Raw genomic sequence first — 17201 nt, 5'->3', positions numbered from 1 at the left:
CGAAGATTAATTGGCTATCAAGATTTAAGTCATCGCGGACATATTTCTTCTAAGACCAATTAATAGAATGGCGCAGGTGGCAATCATGGCCACGGAGAGTGAAATAAGCGAAAAACCGATTATGCCTTCTACTATGGGAGAACTTTCCTGAGGGGGAGCCATGATACCCAGCATTTTTCCTCCATTGAATACAGCGGCAAGTAATATCCCAAACCAATTCATAAAGGTTCCATAGATTGCTAACCAAAAAGTAATCTTCAGCCACTTATCCGAAACTTGGATTTTATGCCAAATCAGCCCAAGGATCATCAGGAACATTCCGTTTAAAATCCCTTCAATATGGCTGGAAACTCCCATTCTTGGGTTTGCGAATACTGGTGCCATTAGCCCAACCACTAAACCAAGAAGGAAAAGAAAAACACCCCAGTAGATAAGTCTGTTGGACTGAGCTTTAAGTAGAATTGACTTTTCCATGGGGGTTTAGGTTAGGGTTAGAATTGAAAAAGAGAGCCTAAACTAGGAGGCTCTCCTTATTTAATTTGGATGTATGAATTCTGGGCTTTGCATAGTGCCTACACTAAGGAAATTCCATTTTGATAGGTGTAGTGCAATTTGGTATTGGCTTCAAAATCATCCCCGAAATGTTGGGTGATTGGATCCCATTTCAGTGGTCGATTTAGCTCCTTGGCAATATTTCCAATAGTACAGGAAGTACAAGTGCTATGACCGATTTCAACTGGTACGATAGGATCTTTTCGCCGTTGGATTGATTCGATAAAGTCTATGTAATGCTGGGAATAATTGAAGTTTTCATCATTTTTTTCCAAGCTGATTTCTGGAAGAGAGCTTTCGAAATTACCTCGAGAAACCTTGATCCAACCTTTTTCTCCCATGAATTTGACGCCTTGTCTACCTTCATCGAAAGTAGTGATTTTCATTGGGATTCCATCTGCAAAGCGGTAGGTGAGAGGGGCATCTCCCATTGGTGGTATTACTTCTACTGGTCCTTTTCTATCCTGATTTAATCCCCATTGTGCGATATCAATCATGTGCGCACCCCAGTCGGTCATCAATCCTCCTCCAGTTTCCTTAAACCAGCGCCAGGCGGCCCATAGTTTTTCGTTTTCTACCGGGTCCAGTGAAATAGGGGGGTTCAAATTGGGGTGATAAGGTAAATCGGGTAGGGGACCTAACCAGGCTTTCCAGTCCAATCCGGTAGGAACAGTTTCAGGAGTTAGGTCAAAAGGCTTTGGGAAAGGATTTTCTCCTACATGGACCAAAACCTCCTGAATTTTTCCAATACTTCCTTTTTGAACATGAGCGACTGCAGTTTGAAAATTCACAGCGGAACGCTGCATACTTCCTACTGCGAGGACAGTTCCATTTTCCCTTACCGCTTTGACAAGCTGTTGCCCTTCATAGACAGTAAAGGTCAGGGGCTTCTCCAGGTAAATGTCTTTTTTGGCCCGGCAGGCATCAATTGCGATTTTGGCATGCCAGTGATCCGGGGTAGCAATCACCACCGCATCTACTTCAGAGCTAGCCAAAAGGTCTCGATAATCATCATAGACTTTCAGGCTAAGAGGTTGAGTTCCTCGCTGTGCATAGGCGGCTTTTACCCGTTCTTCAAATCGGGTTCGTTTGATTTCATATACATCTGCTCCTGCGGTGACTTCTACTTCGGGAAGTTGCATAAATCGATTCAGCAAGCCCATTGCTTGGCGTCCCACTCCGATAAAGCCCAGCCGGACTGTTTTACCAAAAGGAGCTCGTTTAGTTTTACCAAATGAAAACTCAGGAGCCAATGTCAATCCAGCTCCGGCGAGAGCGCTGGTAAGGAAAAATTTTCTTCTTGAAATAGCCATGGATTTAAGGTTTTTGGGTTCTAGACAAGGGAATTTAACCAATTCAGAAAAAATCTCGGCTATTTTTTGATAAAAGGCCTTAGAATCGCGTGGAATGAAAAAGTAAATAGGAATGTTGAACTCTTTGAGGTTTTCCTAACTTAGGGATTCAGATTTTAGTCCAATATGACGATTCAGCAGCTCGAATATTTGATTGCCGTGGATAAGCATCGGCATTTTGGCCATGCGGCCGAATCCTGTTTTGTCACTCAGCCTACGCTCAGTGCTCAGCTTAGTAAACTGGAACGGGAACTGGGAGTGATTCTTTTTGATCGAAGCAAAATGCCTGTTATTCCAACTGAAATAGGGGTTCAGGTGATTGAACATGCGAAAAAGGTTGTCTCTGAGAGCAAGGGAATTTATGAATTGGTGGCTCAATTGAAAGGGGATATTTCCGGTACAATCAAGCTAGGCATTATTCCTACGCTTGCACCTTATCTATTGCATTTATTTGTTCGGGGCTTTTTGGAAAAATATCCCAATGTCAAGCTGGAAGTGCAGGAAATGGTCACCGAAGAGGTGGTTCGGAGATTGAAGAATGACGAATTGGATTTGGGAATAATTGTAACTCCATTGGATGAGCCGGGAATTGTGGAAAAGCCCATGTTTTATGAAAAATTCTATGCTTACTTATCCAAGGATCATCAACTCTTAGCAAAATCAGAAATCACTGCCGATGAGATCAAATCAGACGAATTGTGGATTTTGCAGCAAGGGCATTGCTTCCGGGATCAAGTAATTAATTTCTGCGATCCATACAGTAGTGGTCATCAAAATTTCCACTATGAATCAGGTTCTCTAGAAGGCCTTCGAAATATGGTTAATCGCTATAAAGGCGTGACTTTACTTCCGGAATTAGCCACCCATGATTTGAATGATGAGGAACGAAGCCGGCTTCGTCCATTTAAGGGTCAGGCGCCTACGCGCGAAGTGAGTATTATTCTTAATCGAAGTTTTTTGAAGCAGAAATTGGTGGAATTACTATTTAATGAAATCACCCAAGCCATTCCAGAAGAAATGACTTCCAAAGCACATGGGAAAATTGTGAGATTCAAGTAGGCTTATTGCTTCCTTAGAATATAGCGATCTGCTAAATCTCCTTCAATGCGCTTTCCCTCCATATCGAGATGCCATAGTTGGTTTTCGCCTACCTGATATTTTCCAGGTGCATCTTCCATACCTAATAGAGTAATCATAGAGCCTGTTTCATCCCATTGGAAAGGAGCTTCGATTTCGAAAACCTTTTCTTCCTCACCCAAATAAGTGGCTTTATACTCGTAGGTTCCGTCCAGATTAAGCGTGAGTTCAATTTCAATTCCTTCACAATCGGCACAAGGGATAGTTCCTATGTAGGTCCCGTTCCAATCCAAAGCATTCATGGAATTATCACCTTTTGGAACTGGCATTTCTATCTTTTCAGGAAATTCCTCGGCAATAGTTTTCGTGACTTCCTCAGTGATTTCCACTGTTTTGGTTTCTTCTTTTTGGCAGGAAAAAAAGACAATAGCAGGAAGGATTACTAAGTAGCTGAATTTTTTCATAGCATTAATTTAATAATTAATCGTTCCGCTAACTAAACGCCAAATTGCGTGAGGTGATGATCGAGGTGTTTGAAGAATAAGTTATTCCACTCCTGTGCAGTCATGGGGCCAAATGAAGGAGATTCCTTTCCCTCAAAATAGGATGCACCCAATTCTTGAGTCTTTTTGATATAAGCGATTAACTGATCTTTTTCCTTTTCAAAATTCCTTCTGTCCGCGATGATAAATACAGGTGCAGTGCGTGCATTTTTGGGATAGGGCTTTTCATTGACCACGCCAGATTTCACGAAAGTTTTGAGTAAAAATCTCAATAGGGCATTCGGCTTGGGGTGCTTATCAGTAAAGGCCATCTCATAGGCAATGATGCAATGGGCGAGCATTTGGTCCACCGCCATCTTTCCCCAAAGGGGTTTGGTTTCGGGAGTGAGTTTTTCTATTCGTTGGATTAATTCATTGCTTACTTGGAGATCAAAAATATTTTTCATGTGCTTTTTTTTGGGTCTAGGAGTTGAATATACCCATTTAGAAGAATTTTTCGAAATAAATAGGTTTATAATGTAAACCAAATTATATTTGTCTCGTAGGTATTGATAAAATGAATTCAATATGGAAAAATCATTAACGAGTAATGAGTCTTTAGCGATCATCACAGAGATGATAGCCAAGGCAAAAAGGGAGACGGTCGGAGACGGCGGATTTCAGATGCTCCTTTGGGGCTGGGTGGTTGCGATTTGCAACTTTGGGCATTATGCCTTGGAAAAAATGAATTATGGGGCACCCTATGTGGTTTGGCTTTTGATAATTCCGGCTACGCTTGTCAGTTTTATCAAAGGATATCATCTTTCGAAAAAGGCTCCGGCAAAATCCCATTTGACAAGAGTGATCAATCAATTATGGATCGTTATTTTCGTGGGAATGATCATTGTCTTAGCCTTTATGGGCCAACTTAATTTCCACCAAAATCCGATCATATTGATTCTTGCAGGGATTGGTGTATTCGGTACAGGAGCGCTTGTTCAGGAAAAAATAGTTCGATTTGGAGGCGTTTTCCTGCTCGTATCTGCTGCTGTGAGCTTTTTTCTTCCGGTAACAGATCAGTATTTATTATCCGGTTTGGCAATTGTAGTCGGTTATTTGATTCCAGGGTATCATATTAAAAAGAAAAGTCTTGAGCGAGTTTAAGCCACTTGATCCTTTATTGCATTCCCAACTACGATTGGCTGTGATGTCTCTTCTTCTCAGTGTGGAAGAAGCAGAATTCACTTTCCTGAAGGAAAAAACAGAATCCACTGCGGGTAATCTTAGCGTGCAATTGGACAAATTGGAAAAGGCTGGGTATATCGAAATAGAAAAGTCTTTTCGGGGAAAACGCCCCCTTACTACCTGCAAAATCACAGGTAAAGGAATCAAAGCATTTGAAGCCTATGTGGAAAACTTAAAAAAATACATTCAGTAAAAAATTTTCTCTATTTAGTTTATAATATAAACCAATTTATACAATGAAAAAGAACTCTAAAATTTTCGCAACAGTCTTGATGGTCGTATTGATGGCTATGCGGTATCCTCAGGAACTCCGAAAGATGAATTATCAGGCATATTTGGAAACTAACAAAGCGCTTTGGAAGCAGAATGTTGGGATGGCATATCAAGCGTTTCAGCAAAGTCCTACACCAGAAAACGAGCTGGAATTGGCTTTGACCGAATTTGGATTGCTTAACGCCACCATGGCAGATGAGGACGAGGCTTTGTTCGAGGCTTATGTGGATGGCTTGGAAGAGCGATTGGAAGGAATGAAGAAGTCAGGAAAAAACCAAGCCGAGGCAAAGGCACTGCTTTCAGGTTTGTACGGCTACAAAATTGCCTTTAGCCCATTTAAGGGCATGCTGCTTGGAGGAAAAAGCTCCAAACTGATTGCTGAGGCTATGGAGGAAGCTCCTGAGAACCCGATAGTACTGAAGCTTTATGCAAGCAACAAATACTTCACCCCAAGTATGTGGGGAGGAGATGTGGAAATAGCCCAAGAGGCATTTGAAAAATCCAATGCGCTTTTTGAAAAACAAGGAGTGCAGGATAATTGGATGTATTTGGATAATCTAGCTTGGTTGGGAATGATCTATCGGGAGAATGGATTGCAAGATGAGGCTAGGCAAGTTTGGGAAAAGGCAGTCGAAATAGAACCTGATTTCCATTGGGTAGCTCAAGGGCTTTTACCTTCTTTAAATTGATTTAGAGGTCTAAAAAAGAAAAAACAGCGGTCTGTGGCCGCTGTTTTTTTGTAATGAGTCCAAAAGCCCCTAGTAAAAATGTTAGGCAGTAGGAAGGGGATTTGTATTTTTGCCGGCAAAGAATTTCAAATTATGACGCTTTTTCAAACGATTATCATAGCCATTATCGAGGGGCTTACCGAGTTTTTGCCAATTTCTTCCACCGGACATATGATTTTGGCATCTACCGCAATGGGAATTCATGACGATGAATTTGTCAAAACCTTTGAGGTATTTATTCAGCTGGGAGCAATTTTGGCCATTGCTCTGATGTATATCAAACGTTTTTTTCGGGGCTTGAAAATTTATTTCAAACTATTGGCGGCCTTTATTCCTACAGCCATTGTGGGACTTTTAGCTTATGATATCATTAAGGGCTATTTATTCAATCCAGTAGTGGTTTCAATCTCCTTGGTTTTGGGAGGCGTGATCTTGATTTTGATCGATAAGAAGGTGGTCAGCCGTGAGTCTGAATTGTCAGAAGTAGAGGATATTTCTTACAAAAATGCCTTTTTCATTGGCCTATTTCAATGCCTGTCCATGGTGCCTGGGACGTCCCGTGCAGCAGCTACGATTATCGGCGGTGTTTTCAATGGCTTGGACAAAAAACAAGCGACTGAGTTTTCATTTTTGCTTGCTGTGCCTACCATGATGGCTGCAGGAGGCTATGATTTGATTAAATCAGATTTGGCCTTCACCCGTGACCAAATCATTCTTTTGGCAATTGGTTCCGGAATAGCATTCATTTCAGCTTGGATTGCCGTCAAACTTTTTATCCGCTATGTCTCCAATCATGGATTTACCGCTTTCGGTTGGTATAGAATTGTTTTGGGAATTCTTTTCCTTGCTTTGATGTGGGGAACTGATCTGGGTTGATTGAAGTATTTGTTTCAGGAATTACATATAGGATAAGATTTTGTCAACGATCCACGGATGACAGTCAACAGGGAGCAGTTTTCAGTAAACAGTAAGTAGTGAGCAGTAAGCAGTAAACAGTAGGGAAACGTCATTGCAAGCTTGCCTGCCGTAGGGAGGCAGAGCGAAGCAATCTCCATTGTGGTCCACTGTCCACAGACGACAGACCACGGTTTACAGTAAACAGTATTCAGTGAGCAGTAAATAGTGATTAGTCCATAGCAAATAGACCATGGTCAATGGACAATATTCCCCTGCTATCGACTATGGACTGTTGACAAAAAACAAAAGAAGCCTTTCCAGCAATAATTTGCCCCCAATAAGTTAGACACCTATTGGGGGCACATCATTTATTTGGAGAGGGTTTTTCTTTTACTTAGACCGATCGAGTTGGTTTCTGTTTTTCACATATTTATCAAGCCAGCTATCCATTTCATATAAGGTATGCAAGATGGATTCTTGAGCGGCATAGCCGTGGCTTTCATGTGGTAAAAACACTAATCTGGCTGTGGCTCCATGTCCTTTCAAGGCATTATAATAACGCTCCGATTGAATAGGGAAAGTTCCGGAGTTGTTGTCTGCCTGTCCATGAATCAGTAGAATTGGAGTTTTCACCTTGTGTGCAAATGAGAAAGGAGACATGTTGAAATATACCTCAGGAGCTTGCCAGTAAGTACGCTGCTCATATTGGAAGCCAAAAGGAGTCAAGGTTCGGTTGTATGCACCACTTCGGGCTATACCTGCAGCAAACAGATCTGTGTGTGAAAGTAAATTTGCCGTCATAAATGCTCCATAGGAGTGGCCTCCCACAGCAATGCGATTACGATCACCGATTCCTAGGCTCACGATATGATTGATGGCTGCTTCCGCATTGGCTACCAATTGCTCGATGAAGAAATCATTCGGTTCCTGATCTCCTTCCCCAACAATAGGCATTTCAGTCTGATCCATGATGGCATAGCCCTGAGTCACCCAGTAGATCGGAGAACCCCAGCTAAGTCGTGTGAATCGATACTTGGAACCTCGCACCTGAGCTGCGATTTCGGCAGATTTGTATTCCCGAGGATAAGCCCACATCAAGACTGGAAGCGGTCCGTCTGTTGCTGGATCATAGCCTTCCGGAGTATAAATCACTGCTGAAAGGTCTAAGCCATCATTTCGCTTATATTTCACCAACTGCTTATTGATCCCTTTGAGAGCTTCATAAGGATGGGCAAAATCAGTGATTTGCATAGGAGCGATTCGCTTCTTGGTATTGACCAACCAATAGTTCGGCTGAATGTCAGTGCTTTCTTTGATAGTGATGAATTCAGAAGCGTCTTCGTCTATTACTTTGACTACTCGTTCGTAGTATGGAGCTTGTGATCTCCAAAGGATATTTTGCTCCTTGGTTTTCACATTGAAGGTGGAAAGGAAAGGCATGCTTCCCTCAGGGCTTCCGCCTTCAGAAGTCATGAAGAGTAAATCTCCTTTACGCTTCAGTACATTTCTTCCAAACTCATTGGTTTCGTAAAGCGGATCTCCCGGGTCATTATAAATGTCATCATAAGAACGATCGATGATTACCTGCTTTCCTTGGGATGGATTGGAAGGATTAATCACAGATCGGATTTCCCGACGAGCGCCAAACCAGCGCTCATTCAAAATTGCAAAATCATCAGAAGACCAAGCAATACCTCCAAATCGAAGGGAGGTGGTTGCTAATTTTTGCTTTTCCCCGGTGAAAGGAGCAGGAAGGGTATATACGAATTCACGCTCTTCCATATCTACTTTTCCATCACCACCGTCTTGCGCTTCCACCCAATACAGTACTGCACCTTTGTCAGCTCTCCAATTGATGCTTCGAGGACCTGTCACGGTTGCATCGAAACCGGTTGGGCGAACTTCATCCAATGGGATTTGAGCGAAGGTCTTTACTTTTTGTCCTGCGCTGGACCATATTTCCACATCATAAGGGAATCTTCCAGCAGGCACTAGGTAGGAAAATGGCTTTTTGATGATATCTACTAAGATGTATTTTCCATCAGGAGACAAATCAAAAGACTTGATCATGGATGCTGGTCCAATAGCTTTTTTGTTTCCATCCAGGTTCACAAGCATCAATTGGGAATCCATGAAGTAGGCAAAAAGCTGCTCGTCATAAGGGTTTTTCAACAAATCCTGATAAGTACGGCTTGGAGCTGCATCTCCGGCAGTTTCCTGCACAATAGGACCGGCAGGAGCAGCAGGAGCCTGAGGCATGGAGCCTCGGGATGGATTGACTGCTTTGATCAAAATCTGATTATCCGGAGTCCAAGTCATCACATTTCCATAGACATCATTCAGAATCGCATCTGTCAACTTTTTGGCTTCGAATGTGGATAAGTCTACTACCCACAGGCTGATTCCATTGGATTCAGTATTTGTGAAGGCTAGATATTTCTCGTCGTTAGAAAGAGCGATATCCCCTATGGAAGGCTTTTCAGGTAGGTTTTTAATTTGGATTTCCTCTCCAGATCGAGTCATCCGAACTTTCAGATTTTCAATTCCTCTTGATCTGCTGGGACCAGAGGTAGCAGGATTAATCCGCATACCGGCAATCCGCAATTCAGGTTGGGACAAAGTCTCAATGGAAGGATTGTCTGCGCGCTCGAGTAGGAGCATCCAATCGGCATTTTCCGAAAAGACTACCGATGGCGTACTCGGTGCATTGACGAGGTCTGCAATGGCTTTTGGTGGCGTTTGATAGGTGATTTGGGCGAAAAGAGGTAGACTCGCCCCCAAACCCAAGAAGAGTAGTAGGTAAAGCTTTTTCAGTTGGGAAATCATATGGATTTAGTTTTTTAGAAAATTACAATAATTCGATGCTGTTGACTGCTAAAACTCCGTGTACGGTTTTCGGCTTGTTTGAAGGTGGATTTCAAAGGATTTTTTTGGTAGTAAACCTGAAAAAATTGAGTGTCTTTTTGGTATCAATCCAAGTTCAATTCCGTCTTGATCAGTTTGGTCGAATAACCGATGGATTTAGCAACTTCTTCTAGATCCTTACCCTCTCGCAGCATTTCTTTTGCTTGTTTTAGCTTAATCTGTTTGAGGAATTTTCCGGGCGTAGTTCCCAGTTTTTTGAAATTCCGGTTAAGTTGAACGGTATTAGTATCGAGTGCTGAGGCCAAGCCTTCTACAGTCTGTATTTTTTCGGATAAAATCCGTTTTTCAAGTTCCTCAAGGTTCCACTCATTTTTATTTCCATTCCTAACTTCAGTCAACTCTTCTTTCTTTTTCTTTCTGAAAAGAATAAAACCTGCCAAAAAGCCTAAAACAGCCAATGCCCCACCGATTAACCAGGTGGATTTGCGTTCGCTAATCGGAACTTGCAGGGTATTAAGTAGATTTGGAAGATAGGATTTTTCAATTTCGTAGGTGTTAAGTTGATAAAGCCCATCTACCGCACCGACGTAGAGCATTTCTCCATTAAGTAACAGCGCTTCCCGATTGAATTCTACATTGGGAATAATCAAAATTGGGTCTTTATAATCAGGGATTAATACATAGAGCCCGTTTTCAGTTGCAATCCATAAATTGTTGAAATCATCCAAGGATGTCATCACTGCATTTGGTGTGTTTGTAAGCTGAAGGGGCTCTAGGTTGTCGGAATTTATTTCATACACTCCATCATCTGAACTGAATATCAGGCGATTCCCAACTTGGTAGATATCATTGATGATGCTTGGGATTTGGGCTAGCGTGTCAACTTTTGCTCCATCCCATTTTAAACAAACGCCTTGTGAGGTTGCAAAAACCAAATCCTCTCCAAATACCTCCAAATCCAAATATTCCAAGCCTTGGTGAATAGGTTGCAGTTCAAATTCTGGGAGAACTTTTGAAAAAGCTTGGGTGTGAAGGGAATAGAGTTCCCCTTTCCAAGAAATAATTTTTCTGGCTTTTCCTGAAAACAGGTTGGTGGCATTTGGAATAAGTAAGGTGGAGTCAGGTGGAATAAATAAGCTTATCTCATCCCAAGGCAGGTAATATGAGGAATTAATCTTCACCAGAGGACCATTGGAATATTTGGGATAGTTGAGCTTGATGCTATCATTGACAAAAATCCCCGAATAAGTTAGAATCACCTTTAGGCTGTCCTCCATGTAAATATCACGGATGGACATGTTATGGTAGGCTCGGGTATAATGATCTCTGATCTCATATTCAAACAAATCACTTCCAGTGGCAATAAAAAATCGAGAACCGATCCGAGCTGACGTAGCAATAAATTGGCCTCTTTGAGGGACTAGTTCTTTGATCGAACTGATATCAAACAATTCAGAGTCTGGAATAAAATCAGATTCAAAAAAATTGCCTTTGTAAAAGACATAAGGTTTGGAAAAATCTTGTTCAATTGGAATCCAATCATCCCCATCCAACTGATATAAAGCTAGGGTAGTTTTAGCAAATACAGTTTCCCTAGCTTCGAAAACATTTTGAACAGGACTTTGGAAAAGGTGCCTATTTACAAAAAGCGTATCCTGTGGATAAGCTATACCCATAATCAAAAAATACAGTATAAAAGCTGAGAAAACCCGCATTTGAATCAGAAATAACAGCTGAAAATAACGCTTTTAACAAAAAAAACATATTCTGTTATTTTTTCTCAACCCAAAAGTTTAGCCACTACTTCAGAAAAGTCGAAATTTCTTAAAATCTAAATTCACAAAAATTATGAAAAAGCTTTTTGCTACAGCATCGGTGGTTTTGTTGCTTGTTTTTTCTCTTCAAGCTCAAGTTACCATCAAACCAGGTGTGGGTGTCAACTTCACCAATGTATCGGGAGGATCATTTGATGATTTACAGGGAAACCCTGGATTCCAGTTTGGTGGCTCTGTTGCCTTAGGTGAAAAATTTTATTTCGAACCGGGATTATTTTATCAAACTGAATCTATCGAAGTAACAAGTGCGAATAACCCTTTCCCAGTAACAGATGGAAACTTCAAGGGATTTAGAGTGCCAATAGCAATTGGGTTAGAAGTGTTGGGTGATGCGGATTCTTTCGCAGGTCTTCGAATATTTGGAGGAGCTTCAGGATTCTTTATTACAAGTGTTAGCAATGAATTTCTCAGTGAAGATGATTATGATTCTCCTAAGTGGGGAGTATTTGCTGGAGCAGGAGTGGACATAGCTATTTTTTATGTGGATTTGTCTTATCAATGGTCTGCAACCAATATTACTACGGATGTCTCTGCTGTTGAATTGGGAAAATCAAATGGTCTATTCCTAACAGCCGGACTTCGATTCTAATTACCTATTTAACCACTAACCCAAAAGGAAGTCTGAGTATTCAGGCTTCCTTTTCTATCTTATGATTACTAGAGCATATTTACTTGTTTTTTCCTTTCTAGTAGCATTTGGGTGTCGGCCATTGACTGAAAAGGAACAATTGCTGGAGAACCTAAGGGTGCTTGAAGAAGATTTCGAAGGGAGTATGGAGGCTGATTCAGTTGCCCTTGAAGACAAGAATAATATCCAAAGCTTGATTCAATTGACTCTCTTGGATCAGTTCAAAGAAGAATTAGAATGGATTGATTCTTTAGGAAGAACATACAATTATGCTCAAGTTGATCTAAACGAGGATGGTAATTTGGAGATTCTGGTGGGTATGACTGGCCCTTTTTTCTGCGGTTCCGGTGGTTGTACCCTTCTTTTGCTTACCGATCAAGGTGATATTATCACTCAGTTTTCGGTAGTGAAATACCCTGTTTTTGTGGATAATGAAAGTTCTAATGGTTGGAAAAACCTGATTCTGTATAGTGGAGGAGAGAATAGGGTGGTTCAATTTAATGGAGAGACTTATCCATCTAATCCTTCCACGTTGCCTGTTTTTGAACGTGATGTGGAAAACTTGGAGAAATTATTGGATTGGGAAATTTCTGAGACTTATTCTTTTTAGAGTTGAACTGGATTTATTCCTTGAATAGGTAAAAATTGGATTGGAATTAAGGCCATCATTTAATAATTACCACCCCTTTCCCAAGCATCTTTCTGTCTAAGATAGCTCGTAAAGCCCCGGGAGATTCTTCAAGAGAAAAGTGTTCTCCTATGTGTTGTTTAATTTTTCCTTCCTGAATCCACTTCATCAATTGAGCGATATTTTGGAAGCTTTTTTCTGGTTCTAGTTTTGAAAACTGACCCCAAAAAACTCCGACGATGGAACAACCTTTCAAAAGTGGAAGATTCATTGGGATTTTTGGTATTTCTCCATTGGCGAAACCAACAATGAGATATCTTCCTTTCCAGGCCATCCCTCGAAGTGCAACCTCAGTAAATTTTCCGCCAACTGGATCATAAACCACATCTACTCCTTTTCCATTGGTCAATTCCTTTATTCGGGATTTCAAGTCTTCAGTTTCGTAATTGATGGTCAATTCTGCTCCTTTCTCCCGGCAAAGTTCCAATTTCTCGGAAGAGGAAGCGGCTGCAATCACTTTTGCTCCCATCAATTTTCCTAATTCCACTGCAGCCAAGCCAACACCCCCGGCAGCACCCAATACTAATAAGGTTTCTCCAGAATGAAGGTTGGCTCGATCCGTTAAAGCATGGTAGGATGTGCCGTAAGTGTATAAAGTGGTAGCTGCTATTTCTGCAGGAAGTCCTGCAGGAAGTTTGAAGGCGCGATCAGCATCTACGACAACTTTTTCCGCAAAACCTCCCCATCCACAGAGCGCCAATACGAAATCTCCTACCTTGAAATTTTGAACTTTTTCTCCTATCCCAATTATTTTTCCAGCCACTTCTCCTCCTGGGGAAAAGGGTAGCTCAGGCTTAAATTGATAAAGATTTTGAATAATCAGCACATCCGGAAAATTCACTCCACAGGCCTCCACCTCAATCAATACCTGATTAGGCCCCGGTACTGGATCAGGCAATTCTCCAAATCGAAGGGTTTCGGGTAGTCCAAATTGCTCACAAATAATCGCTTTCATGGGCTTCTGTATGGTTTGTCACTGAGAAAAGATGAGTGGAAAATAGGCATTTCCTCTTGAATCCGATAATTTTGGGAACTTTCATTAATCCCAAAAAGCATGTCTGTAAATAACTATATCCAAACTCATAAGGAACGTTTTTTAAATGAATTGTTGGACCTCTTGCGGATTCCTTCTGTAAGTGCTGATCCCAAATTCAAAGATGATGTTTTCAAAGCAGCAGAATTTGTAAAAGATAGTTTACTCAAAGCTGGAGCTGATGTAGCTGAAGTTTGTGAGACTGCTGGCTATCCAATCGTTTATGGTGAGAAAATCACTGATCCGAATTTGCCGACTGTTTTGGTGTATGGTCATTACGACGTGCAGCCTGCCGATCCTTATGAATTGTGGGATTCGCCTCCTTTTGAACCAGTAATCAAAAAGACCCCTAACCATCCCGAAGGAGCCATTTTCGCTCGTGGATCTGCAGATGACAAGGGACAGTTTTACATGCATGTCAAAGCCTTTGAGGCGATGATGGCATCCGGAGATTTGCCTTGCAATGTCAAGTTTATGATTGAAGGGGAAGAGGAAGTTGGTTCTGATAACTTGGAAACCTTCGTTCTTGAGAATAAAGAAAAGTTAAAATCCGATGTCATCCTGATTTCGGATACGCATATGATTTCCATGCAGGATCCTTCCATTACGGTTGGCTTGCGTGGATTGACCTACATGGAAGTAGAAGTGACCGGTGCCAATCGAGATTTGCACTCAGGAACTTATGGAGGAGCCGTTGCCAATCCTATCAATGTGCTTTGCAAAATGATCGCTTCGCTCAAAGATGAAAATGAGCATATCACCATTCCGGGCTTTTACGATAAAGTTCAGGAATTAACTGCCGAGCAAAGACAGCGACTTAATGAAGCTCCTTTTGATTTGGAAGAATACAAATCCAAATTGGAAATCGATGAGGTACATGGAGAAAAAGGATTTACCACGATCGAGCGAGTGGGTATCCGACCGACCTTGGATGTAAATGGAATTTGGGGAGGCTATACTGGTGAAGGTGCAAAAACGGTTTTGCCTTCCAAAGCCTATGCAAAAATATCCATGCGTTTAGTACCGGATCAGGATTGGAAAGAGATCGCAAAGCTCTTTGAAGATTACTTCAAATCTCTTGCTCCTGCTTCAGTGAAAGTAAAGGTGAGAAGTCATCATGGCGGTTCACCTGCTGTAGTTTCTGATACTTCCATTGGATACAGAGCGGCAGAAGCGGCGATGGAAGAGACTTTTGGAAAAAGACCAATTCCAACCCGAGAAGGAGGTTCTATTCCAATCGTAGCCCTATTCCAAAAAGAGCTTGGTTCAGACCCCATCTTATTTGGTTTTGGTTTGGATACGGATGCCTTGCATTCACCTAATGAGCACTATGGGGTTCAAAATTACTTCATCGGAATTGAGACTATAGCGGCATTTTTCCGACACTTCCGAAAATTGAATGAAGCCTAATCGGAACTAAGCCTCTATCAAATTCCTTTCTCATAAAAAGCTGTTCAATCGGTATGAATAACTCCCATTCTTGGACTAAAATCCTCCTGTTTTTCCTATCATTTTTGATAAGTGTGGGGACTCAGGCCCAAATCATATCTCCTCCCCAATGGACCGTTAGTCTTGCTCCTGAGCAGCCCAAGATTGGAGAGGAGGCTAAACTGGTTCTTCAAGCCCAAATTCCTGCGGGATGGTATATCTATGGGACCGATTTTGATCCGGACTTGGGGCCATTGGTGACCACTTTGATTCTGGATGAATCTTCGGCCTATGACCGATTGGGGGACTTGCAGGAAATTGAGGGCAAAAAGAAGTTCGATGAGATTTTTGAGGGGGATATTACCTATTTCATCAAAGAGGGAAAGTTTGAGCAGACCTTAAAAATCAATTCCTCTGGAAAGATTACTGGTGTTTTGGAATATCAGATGTGTTCTGACTTGACGGGGCAGTGTATCAATTATGAGGAAGATATCGAGCTTTCCTTTACAGCAATAGGCTTGGAGGAAAATACCGATGCTCTTGAAAGTGAGGCTTCGGATGAAGGAGAAATGCTTTTCAACCAAATTGATTCAGAAGAATCAAAAGAAGATGAAACGGTTATAATTTCCGATTTTGAACCTGAAGGTGCTCCCGAAGAAAGCTTGTGGGGATTTATGGTATTGGCTTTCTTGGCAGGGCTTGCTGCCCTTTTGACTCCTTGTGTATTTCCTATGATTCCAATGACCGTGAGTTTCTTCACGGGTCGAGCAAGTAGTCGATCGGCAGGAGTCCGGCAAGCCTTTATTTATGGCTTATCTATTATTGGAATTTACACCATCGCAGGAACGGCTGTTTCTGCGATCCAAGGTCCTGAATTTGCCAATTGGTTGGCGACTCACTGGCTTCCAAACCTATTCTTTTTCGGAATCTTCATTGTTTTTGCATTGGCATTTTTGGGAATGTTTGAAATCACACTTCCCTCCAGTTTTGTCAACAAAGTGGATGCGAAAGCTGAAAAAGGCGGTTTGGCAGGGATTTTCTTCATGGCCTTTACACTGGTTTTAGTGTCTTTCTCCTGTACTGGTCCAATCGTTGGATCGATTCTTATTTCTTCTGCCGGAGGAGAATTGATCAAACCGATTTTGGGAATGTTTTCTTTTTCCCTCGCATTCGCTATCCCTTTCACCCTATTTGCCATATTCCCGGAATGGATGAATCGCCTTCCAAAATCCGGAGGTTGGCTTAATTCCGTAAAGGTGGTATTAGGTTTCCTAGAACTTGCCTTAGCTTTCAAATTCCTTTCTATTGCCGATTTGGTTTACCATTGGGGGATTTTGGACCGGGATATCTTCCTGGTTATCTGGATTGTGATTTTCGGAGCTTTGGGATTGTATCTTCTTGGGAAAATACGGCTTCCTCATGATTCACCTTTGGAATCTATTTCCGTCCCTCGTCTGCTATTGGCCCTTTTGACCTTCATGTTTGTGGTCTATATGATTCCAGGTCTTTGGGGAGCTCCGCTTAAATATTTGAGTGGGTACCTTCCTCCCATGAGCACCCAGCAATTTCAGATCGGTGAAACTTCATCTAGTACTTCTTCCGAAACCTATATTTTGGATGAGCCAGTGAAATATGCCGATATTCTGGAAATCCCTCACGGGATCAAAGGCTACTTCGATTATGATCAGGCACTTCGGGCGGCAAAAAAAGCTAATAAGCCACTGCTGATTGATTTTACAGGCCATGGCTGTGTGAATTGTCGCAAGATGGAGGAAAATGTTTGGGTTGATTCTGAGGTTTTGCGACGTCTGAAAGAGGATTTTGTGATGGTAGCCCTATACATTGATGAGCGTCTAGAGCTGCCTGAAAGTGAGTGGTACACTTCTTCTTATGATGGGAAAGTTAAGAAGACCCTTGGAAAGCAAAATGCTGATTTTCAGATAACCCAATTTCAAAATAATGCCCAGCCTTATTATGTGATTTTGGATCATGAAGAAAAACTTTTGGCCAAGCCTAGAGCTTATGACACAGATATTCAGGGCTTTATCGAGTTTTTGGATGGGGCGAAATGGGAATTCGAAAAAAGAAAATAAAAATGCCTTCCAGAATCATTTGGAA

At 41.7% G+C, this 17201-nt stretch carries 16 protein-coding genes; 9 read left to right on the top strand and 7 right to left on the bottom strand.

Features of this window, described 5'->3' with window-relative positions:
* Window positions 1–24 precede the first annotated feature (24 nt).
* Both NY014_RS10520 and NY014_RS10515 read right to left on the bottom strand, forming a co-directional pair.
* Complete coding sequence (locus tag NY014_RS10520; RefSeq protein ID WP_259414544.1) at window positions 25–474, bottom strand: styrene oxide isomerase; 450 nt, start codon at window positions 472–474, stop codon at window positions 25–27.
* Between the two features lie 98 nt (window positions 475–572).
* Window positions 573–1865, bottom strand: a complete 1293-nt coding sequence (locus NY014_RS10515) for a Gfo/Idh/MocA family protein (protein ID WP_259414543.1) — start codon at window positions 1863–1865, stop codon at window positions 573–575.
* A 165-nt stretch (window positions 1866–2030) separates the two neighbouring features.
* On the opposite strand from NY014_RS10515, the gene NY014_RS10510 reads away from it, so the two are divergent.
* Window positions 2031–2963, top strand: a complete 933-nt coding sequence (locus tag NY014_RS10510; RefSeq protein ID WP_259414542.1) for a hydrogen peroxide-inducible genes activator — start codon at window positions 2031–2033, stop codon at window positions 2961–2963.
* Window positions 2964–2965: 2 nt separating this feature from the next.
* Here NY014_RS10510 and NY014_RS10505 read toward each other — a convergent pair whose 3' ends face one another.
* Window positions 2966–3445, bottom strand: a complete 480-nt coding sequence (locus NY014_RS10505; protein ID WP_259414541.1) for a copper resistance protein NlpE — start codon at window positions 3443–3445, stop codon at window positions 2966–2968.
* Between the two features lie 32 nt (window positions 3446–3477).
* Window positions 3478–3930 (bottom strand): DUF1569 domain-containing protein, encoded by a 453-nt coding sequence (locus tag NY014_RS10500; protein WP_259414540.1) that lies wholly within the window; start codon window positions 3928–3930, stop codon window positions 3478–3480.
* A gap of 121 nt (window positions 3931–4051) precedes the next feature.
* Here NY014_RS10500 and NY014_RS10495 point away from each other — a divergent pair, with 121 nt between their 5' ends.
* The 4 genes from NY014_RS10495 (at window position 4052) to NY014_RS10480 (ending at window position 6585) form a co-directional block, all read left to right on the top strand.
* Window positions 4052–4627 carry a hypothetical protein gene (locus tag NY014_RS10495; protein WP_259414539.1) on the top strand — a complete coding sequence of 192 codons (576 nt, stop codon included), beginning with the start codon at window positions 4052–4054 and terminating at the stop codon, window positions 4625–4627.
* On the top strand, window positions 4614–4901 hold the full coding sequence (locus NY014_RS10490; RefSeq protein ID WP_135072322.1) for a winged helix-turn-helix domain-containing protein: 288 nt from the start codon (window positions 4614–4616) through the stop codon (window positions 4899–4901). The genes NY014_RS10495 and NY014_RS10490 overlap by 14 nt, the downstream gene beginning before the upstream one ends.
* A gap of 43 nt (window positions 4902–4944) precedes the next feature.
* On the top strand, window positions 4945–5670 hold the full coding sequence (locus tag NY014_RS10485; protein ID WP_259414538.1) for a hypothetical protein: 726 nt from the start codon (window positions 4945–4947) through the stop codon (window positions 5668–5670).
* A 132-nt stretch (window positions 5671–5802) separates the two neighbouring features.
* The gene (locus tag NY014_RS10480) at window positions 5803–6585 is read left to right on the top strand and encodes an undecaprenyl-diphosphate phosphatase (protein WP_259414537.1); all 783 of its coding nucleotides are present in this window, start codon (window positions 5803–5805) and stop codon (window positions 6583–6585) included.
* A gap of 411 nt (window positions 6586–6996) precedes the next feature.
* Here NY014_RS10480 and NY014_RS10475 read toward each other — a convergent pair whose 3' ends face one another.
* Both NY014_RS10475 and NY014_RS10470 read right to left on the bottom strand, forming a co-directional pair.
* Window positions 6997–9432 carry an alpha/beta hydrolase family protein gene (locus tag NY014_RS10475; RefSeq protein WP_259414536.1) on the bottom strand — a complete coding sequence of 812 codons (2436 nt, stop codon included), beginning with the start codon at window positions 9430–9432 and terminating at the stop codon, window positions 6997–6999.
* A gap of 143 nt (window positions 9433–9575) precedes the next feature.
* On the bottom strand, window positions 9576–11147 hold the full coding sequence (locus tag NY014_RS10470; protein WP_259414535.1) for a helix-turn-helix domain-containing protein: 1572 nt from the start codon (window positions 11145–11147) through the stop codon (window positions 9576–9578).
* A 172-nt stretch (window positions 11148–11319) separates the two neighbouring features.
* Between NY014_RS10470 and NY014_RS10465 the strand changes: the two genes are divergently transcribed.
* Complete coding sequence (locus NY014_RS10465; RefSeq protein WP_259414534.1) at window positions 11320–11895, top strand: putative outer membrane beta-barrel protein; 576 nt, start codon at window positions 11320–11322, stop codon at window positions 11893–11895.
* A gap of 61 nt (window positions 11896–11956) precedes the next feature.
* Window positions 11957–12544, top strand: coding sequence for a COG3650 family protein (locus NY014_RS10460; RefSeq protein WP_259414533.1), 588 nt, complete (start codon window positions 11957–11959; stop codon window positions 12542–12544).
* Between the two features lie 55 nt (window positions 12545–12599).
* On the opposite strand, the gene NY014_RS10455 is transcribed toward NY014_RS10460, so the two are convergent.
* Window positions 12600–13577 carry an NADPH:quinone oxidoreductase family protein gene (locus NY014_RS10455; RefSeq protein ID WP_259414532.1) on the bottom strand — a complete coding sequence of 326 codons (978 nt, stop codon included), beginning with the start codon at window positions 13575–13577 and terminating at the stop codon, window positions 12600–12602.
* A 99-nt stretch (window positions 13578–13676) separates the two neighbouring features.
* Between NY014_RS10455 and NY014_RS10450 the strand changes: the two genes are divergently transcribed.
* Both NY014_RS10450 and NY014_RS10445 read left to right on the top strand, forming a co-directional pair.
* A complete protein-coding gene (locus tag NY014_RS10450; RefSeq protein WP_259414531.1) occupies window positions 13677–15065 on the top strand; it encodes a dipeptidase in 1389 nt (462 codons plus the stop codon).
* 53 nt (window positions 15066–15118) lie between these two features.
* Window positions 15119–17176: a protein-disulfide reductase DsbD family protein gene (locus tag NY014_RS10445; protein WP_259414530.1), complete on the top strand. Its 2058-nt coding sequence runs from the start codon at window positions 15119–15121 to the stop codon at window positions 17174–17176.
* The last annotated feature ends 25 nt before the right edge of the window (window positions 17177–17201 follow it).

Origin of the sequence: Algoriphagus limi, from assembly GCF_024919275.1 — a bacterium.
Classification (GTDB): domain Bacteria; phylum Bacteroidota; class Bacteroidia; order Cytophagales; family Cyclobacteriaceae; genus Algoriphagus; species Algoriphagus limi.
Note: the sequence above shows the minus strand (reverse complement) of the source record. Positions and strands in the feature narration are given on the sequence as shown.

Coding starts and splice junctions, on each gene's coding strand:
- NY014_RS10520 (WP_259414544.1), bottom strand. CDS start 474: ATGGAAAAGTCAATTCTACTTAAAGCTCAGTCCAACAGACTTATCTAC.
- NY014_RS10515 (WP_259414543.1), bottom strand. CDS start 1,865: ATGGCTATTTCAAGAAGAAAATTTTTCCTTACCAGCGCTCTCGCCGGA.
- NY014_RS10510 (WP_259414542.1), top strand. CDS start 2,031: ATGACGATTCAGCAGCTCGAATATTTGATTGCCGTGGATAAGCATCGG.
- NY014_RS10505 (WP_259414541.1), bottom strand. CDS start 3,445: ATGAAAAAATTCAGCTACTTAGTAATCCTTCCTGCTATTGTCTTTTTT.
- NY014_RS10500 (WP_259414540.1), bottom strand. CDS start 3,930: ATGAAAAATATTTTTGATCTCCAAGTAAGCAATGAATTAATCCAACGA.
- NY014_RS10495 (WP_259414539.1), top strand. CDS start 4,052: ATGGAAAAATCATTAACGAGTAATGAGTCTTTAGCGATCATCACAGAG.
- NY014_RS10485 (WP_259414538.1), top strand. CDS start 4,945: ATGAAAAAGAACTCTAAAATTTTCGCAACAGTCTTGATGGTCGTATTG.
- NY014_RS10480 (WP_259414537.1), top strand. CDS start 5,803: ATGACGCTTTTTCAAACGATTATCATAGCCATTATCGAGGGGCTTACC.
- NY014_RS10475 (WP_259414536.1), bottom strand. CDS start 9,432: ATGATTTCCCAACTGAAAAAGCTTTACCTACTACTCTTCTTGGGTTTG.
- NY014_RS10470 (WP_259414535.1), bottom strand. CDS start 11,147: ATGGGTATAGCTTATCCACAGGATACGCTTTTTGTAAATAGGCACCTT.
- NY014_RS10465 (WP_259414534.1), top strand. CDS start 11,320: ATGAAAAAGCTTTTTGCTACAGCATCGGTGGTTTTGTTGCTTGTTTTT.
- NY014_RS10460 (WP_259414533.1), top strand. CDS start 11,957: ATGATTACTAGAGCATATTTACTTGTTTTTTCCTTTCTAGTAGCATTT.
- NY014_RS10455 (WP_259414532.1), bottom strand. CDS start 13,577: ATGAAAGCGATTATTTGTGAGCAATTTGGACTACCCGAAACCCTTCGA.
- NY014_RS10450 (WP_259414531.1), top strand. CDS start 13,677: ATGTCTGTAAATAACTATATCCAAACTCATAAGGAACGTTTTTTAAAT.
- NY014_RS10445 (WP_259414530.1), top strand. CDS start 15,119: ATGAATAACTCCCATTCTTGGACTAAAATCCTCCTGTTTTTCCTATCA.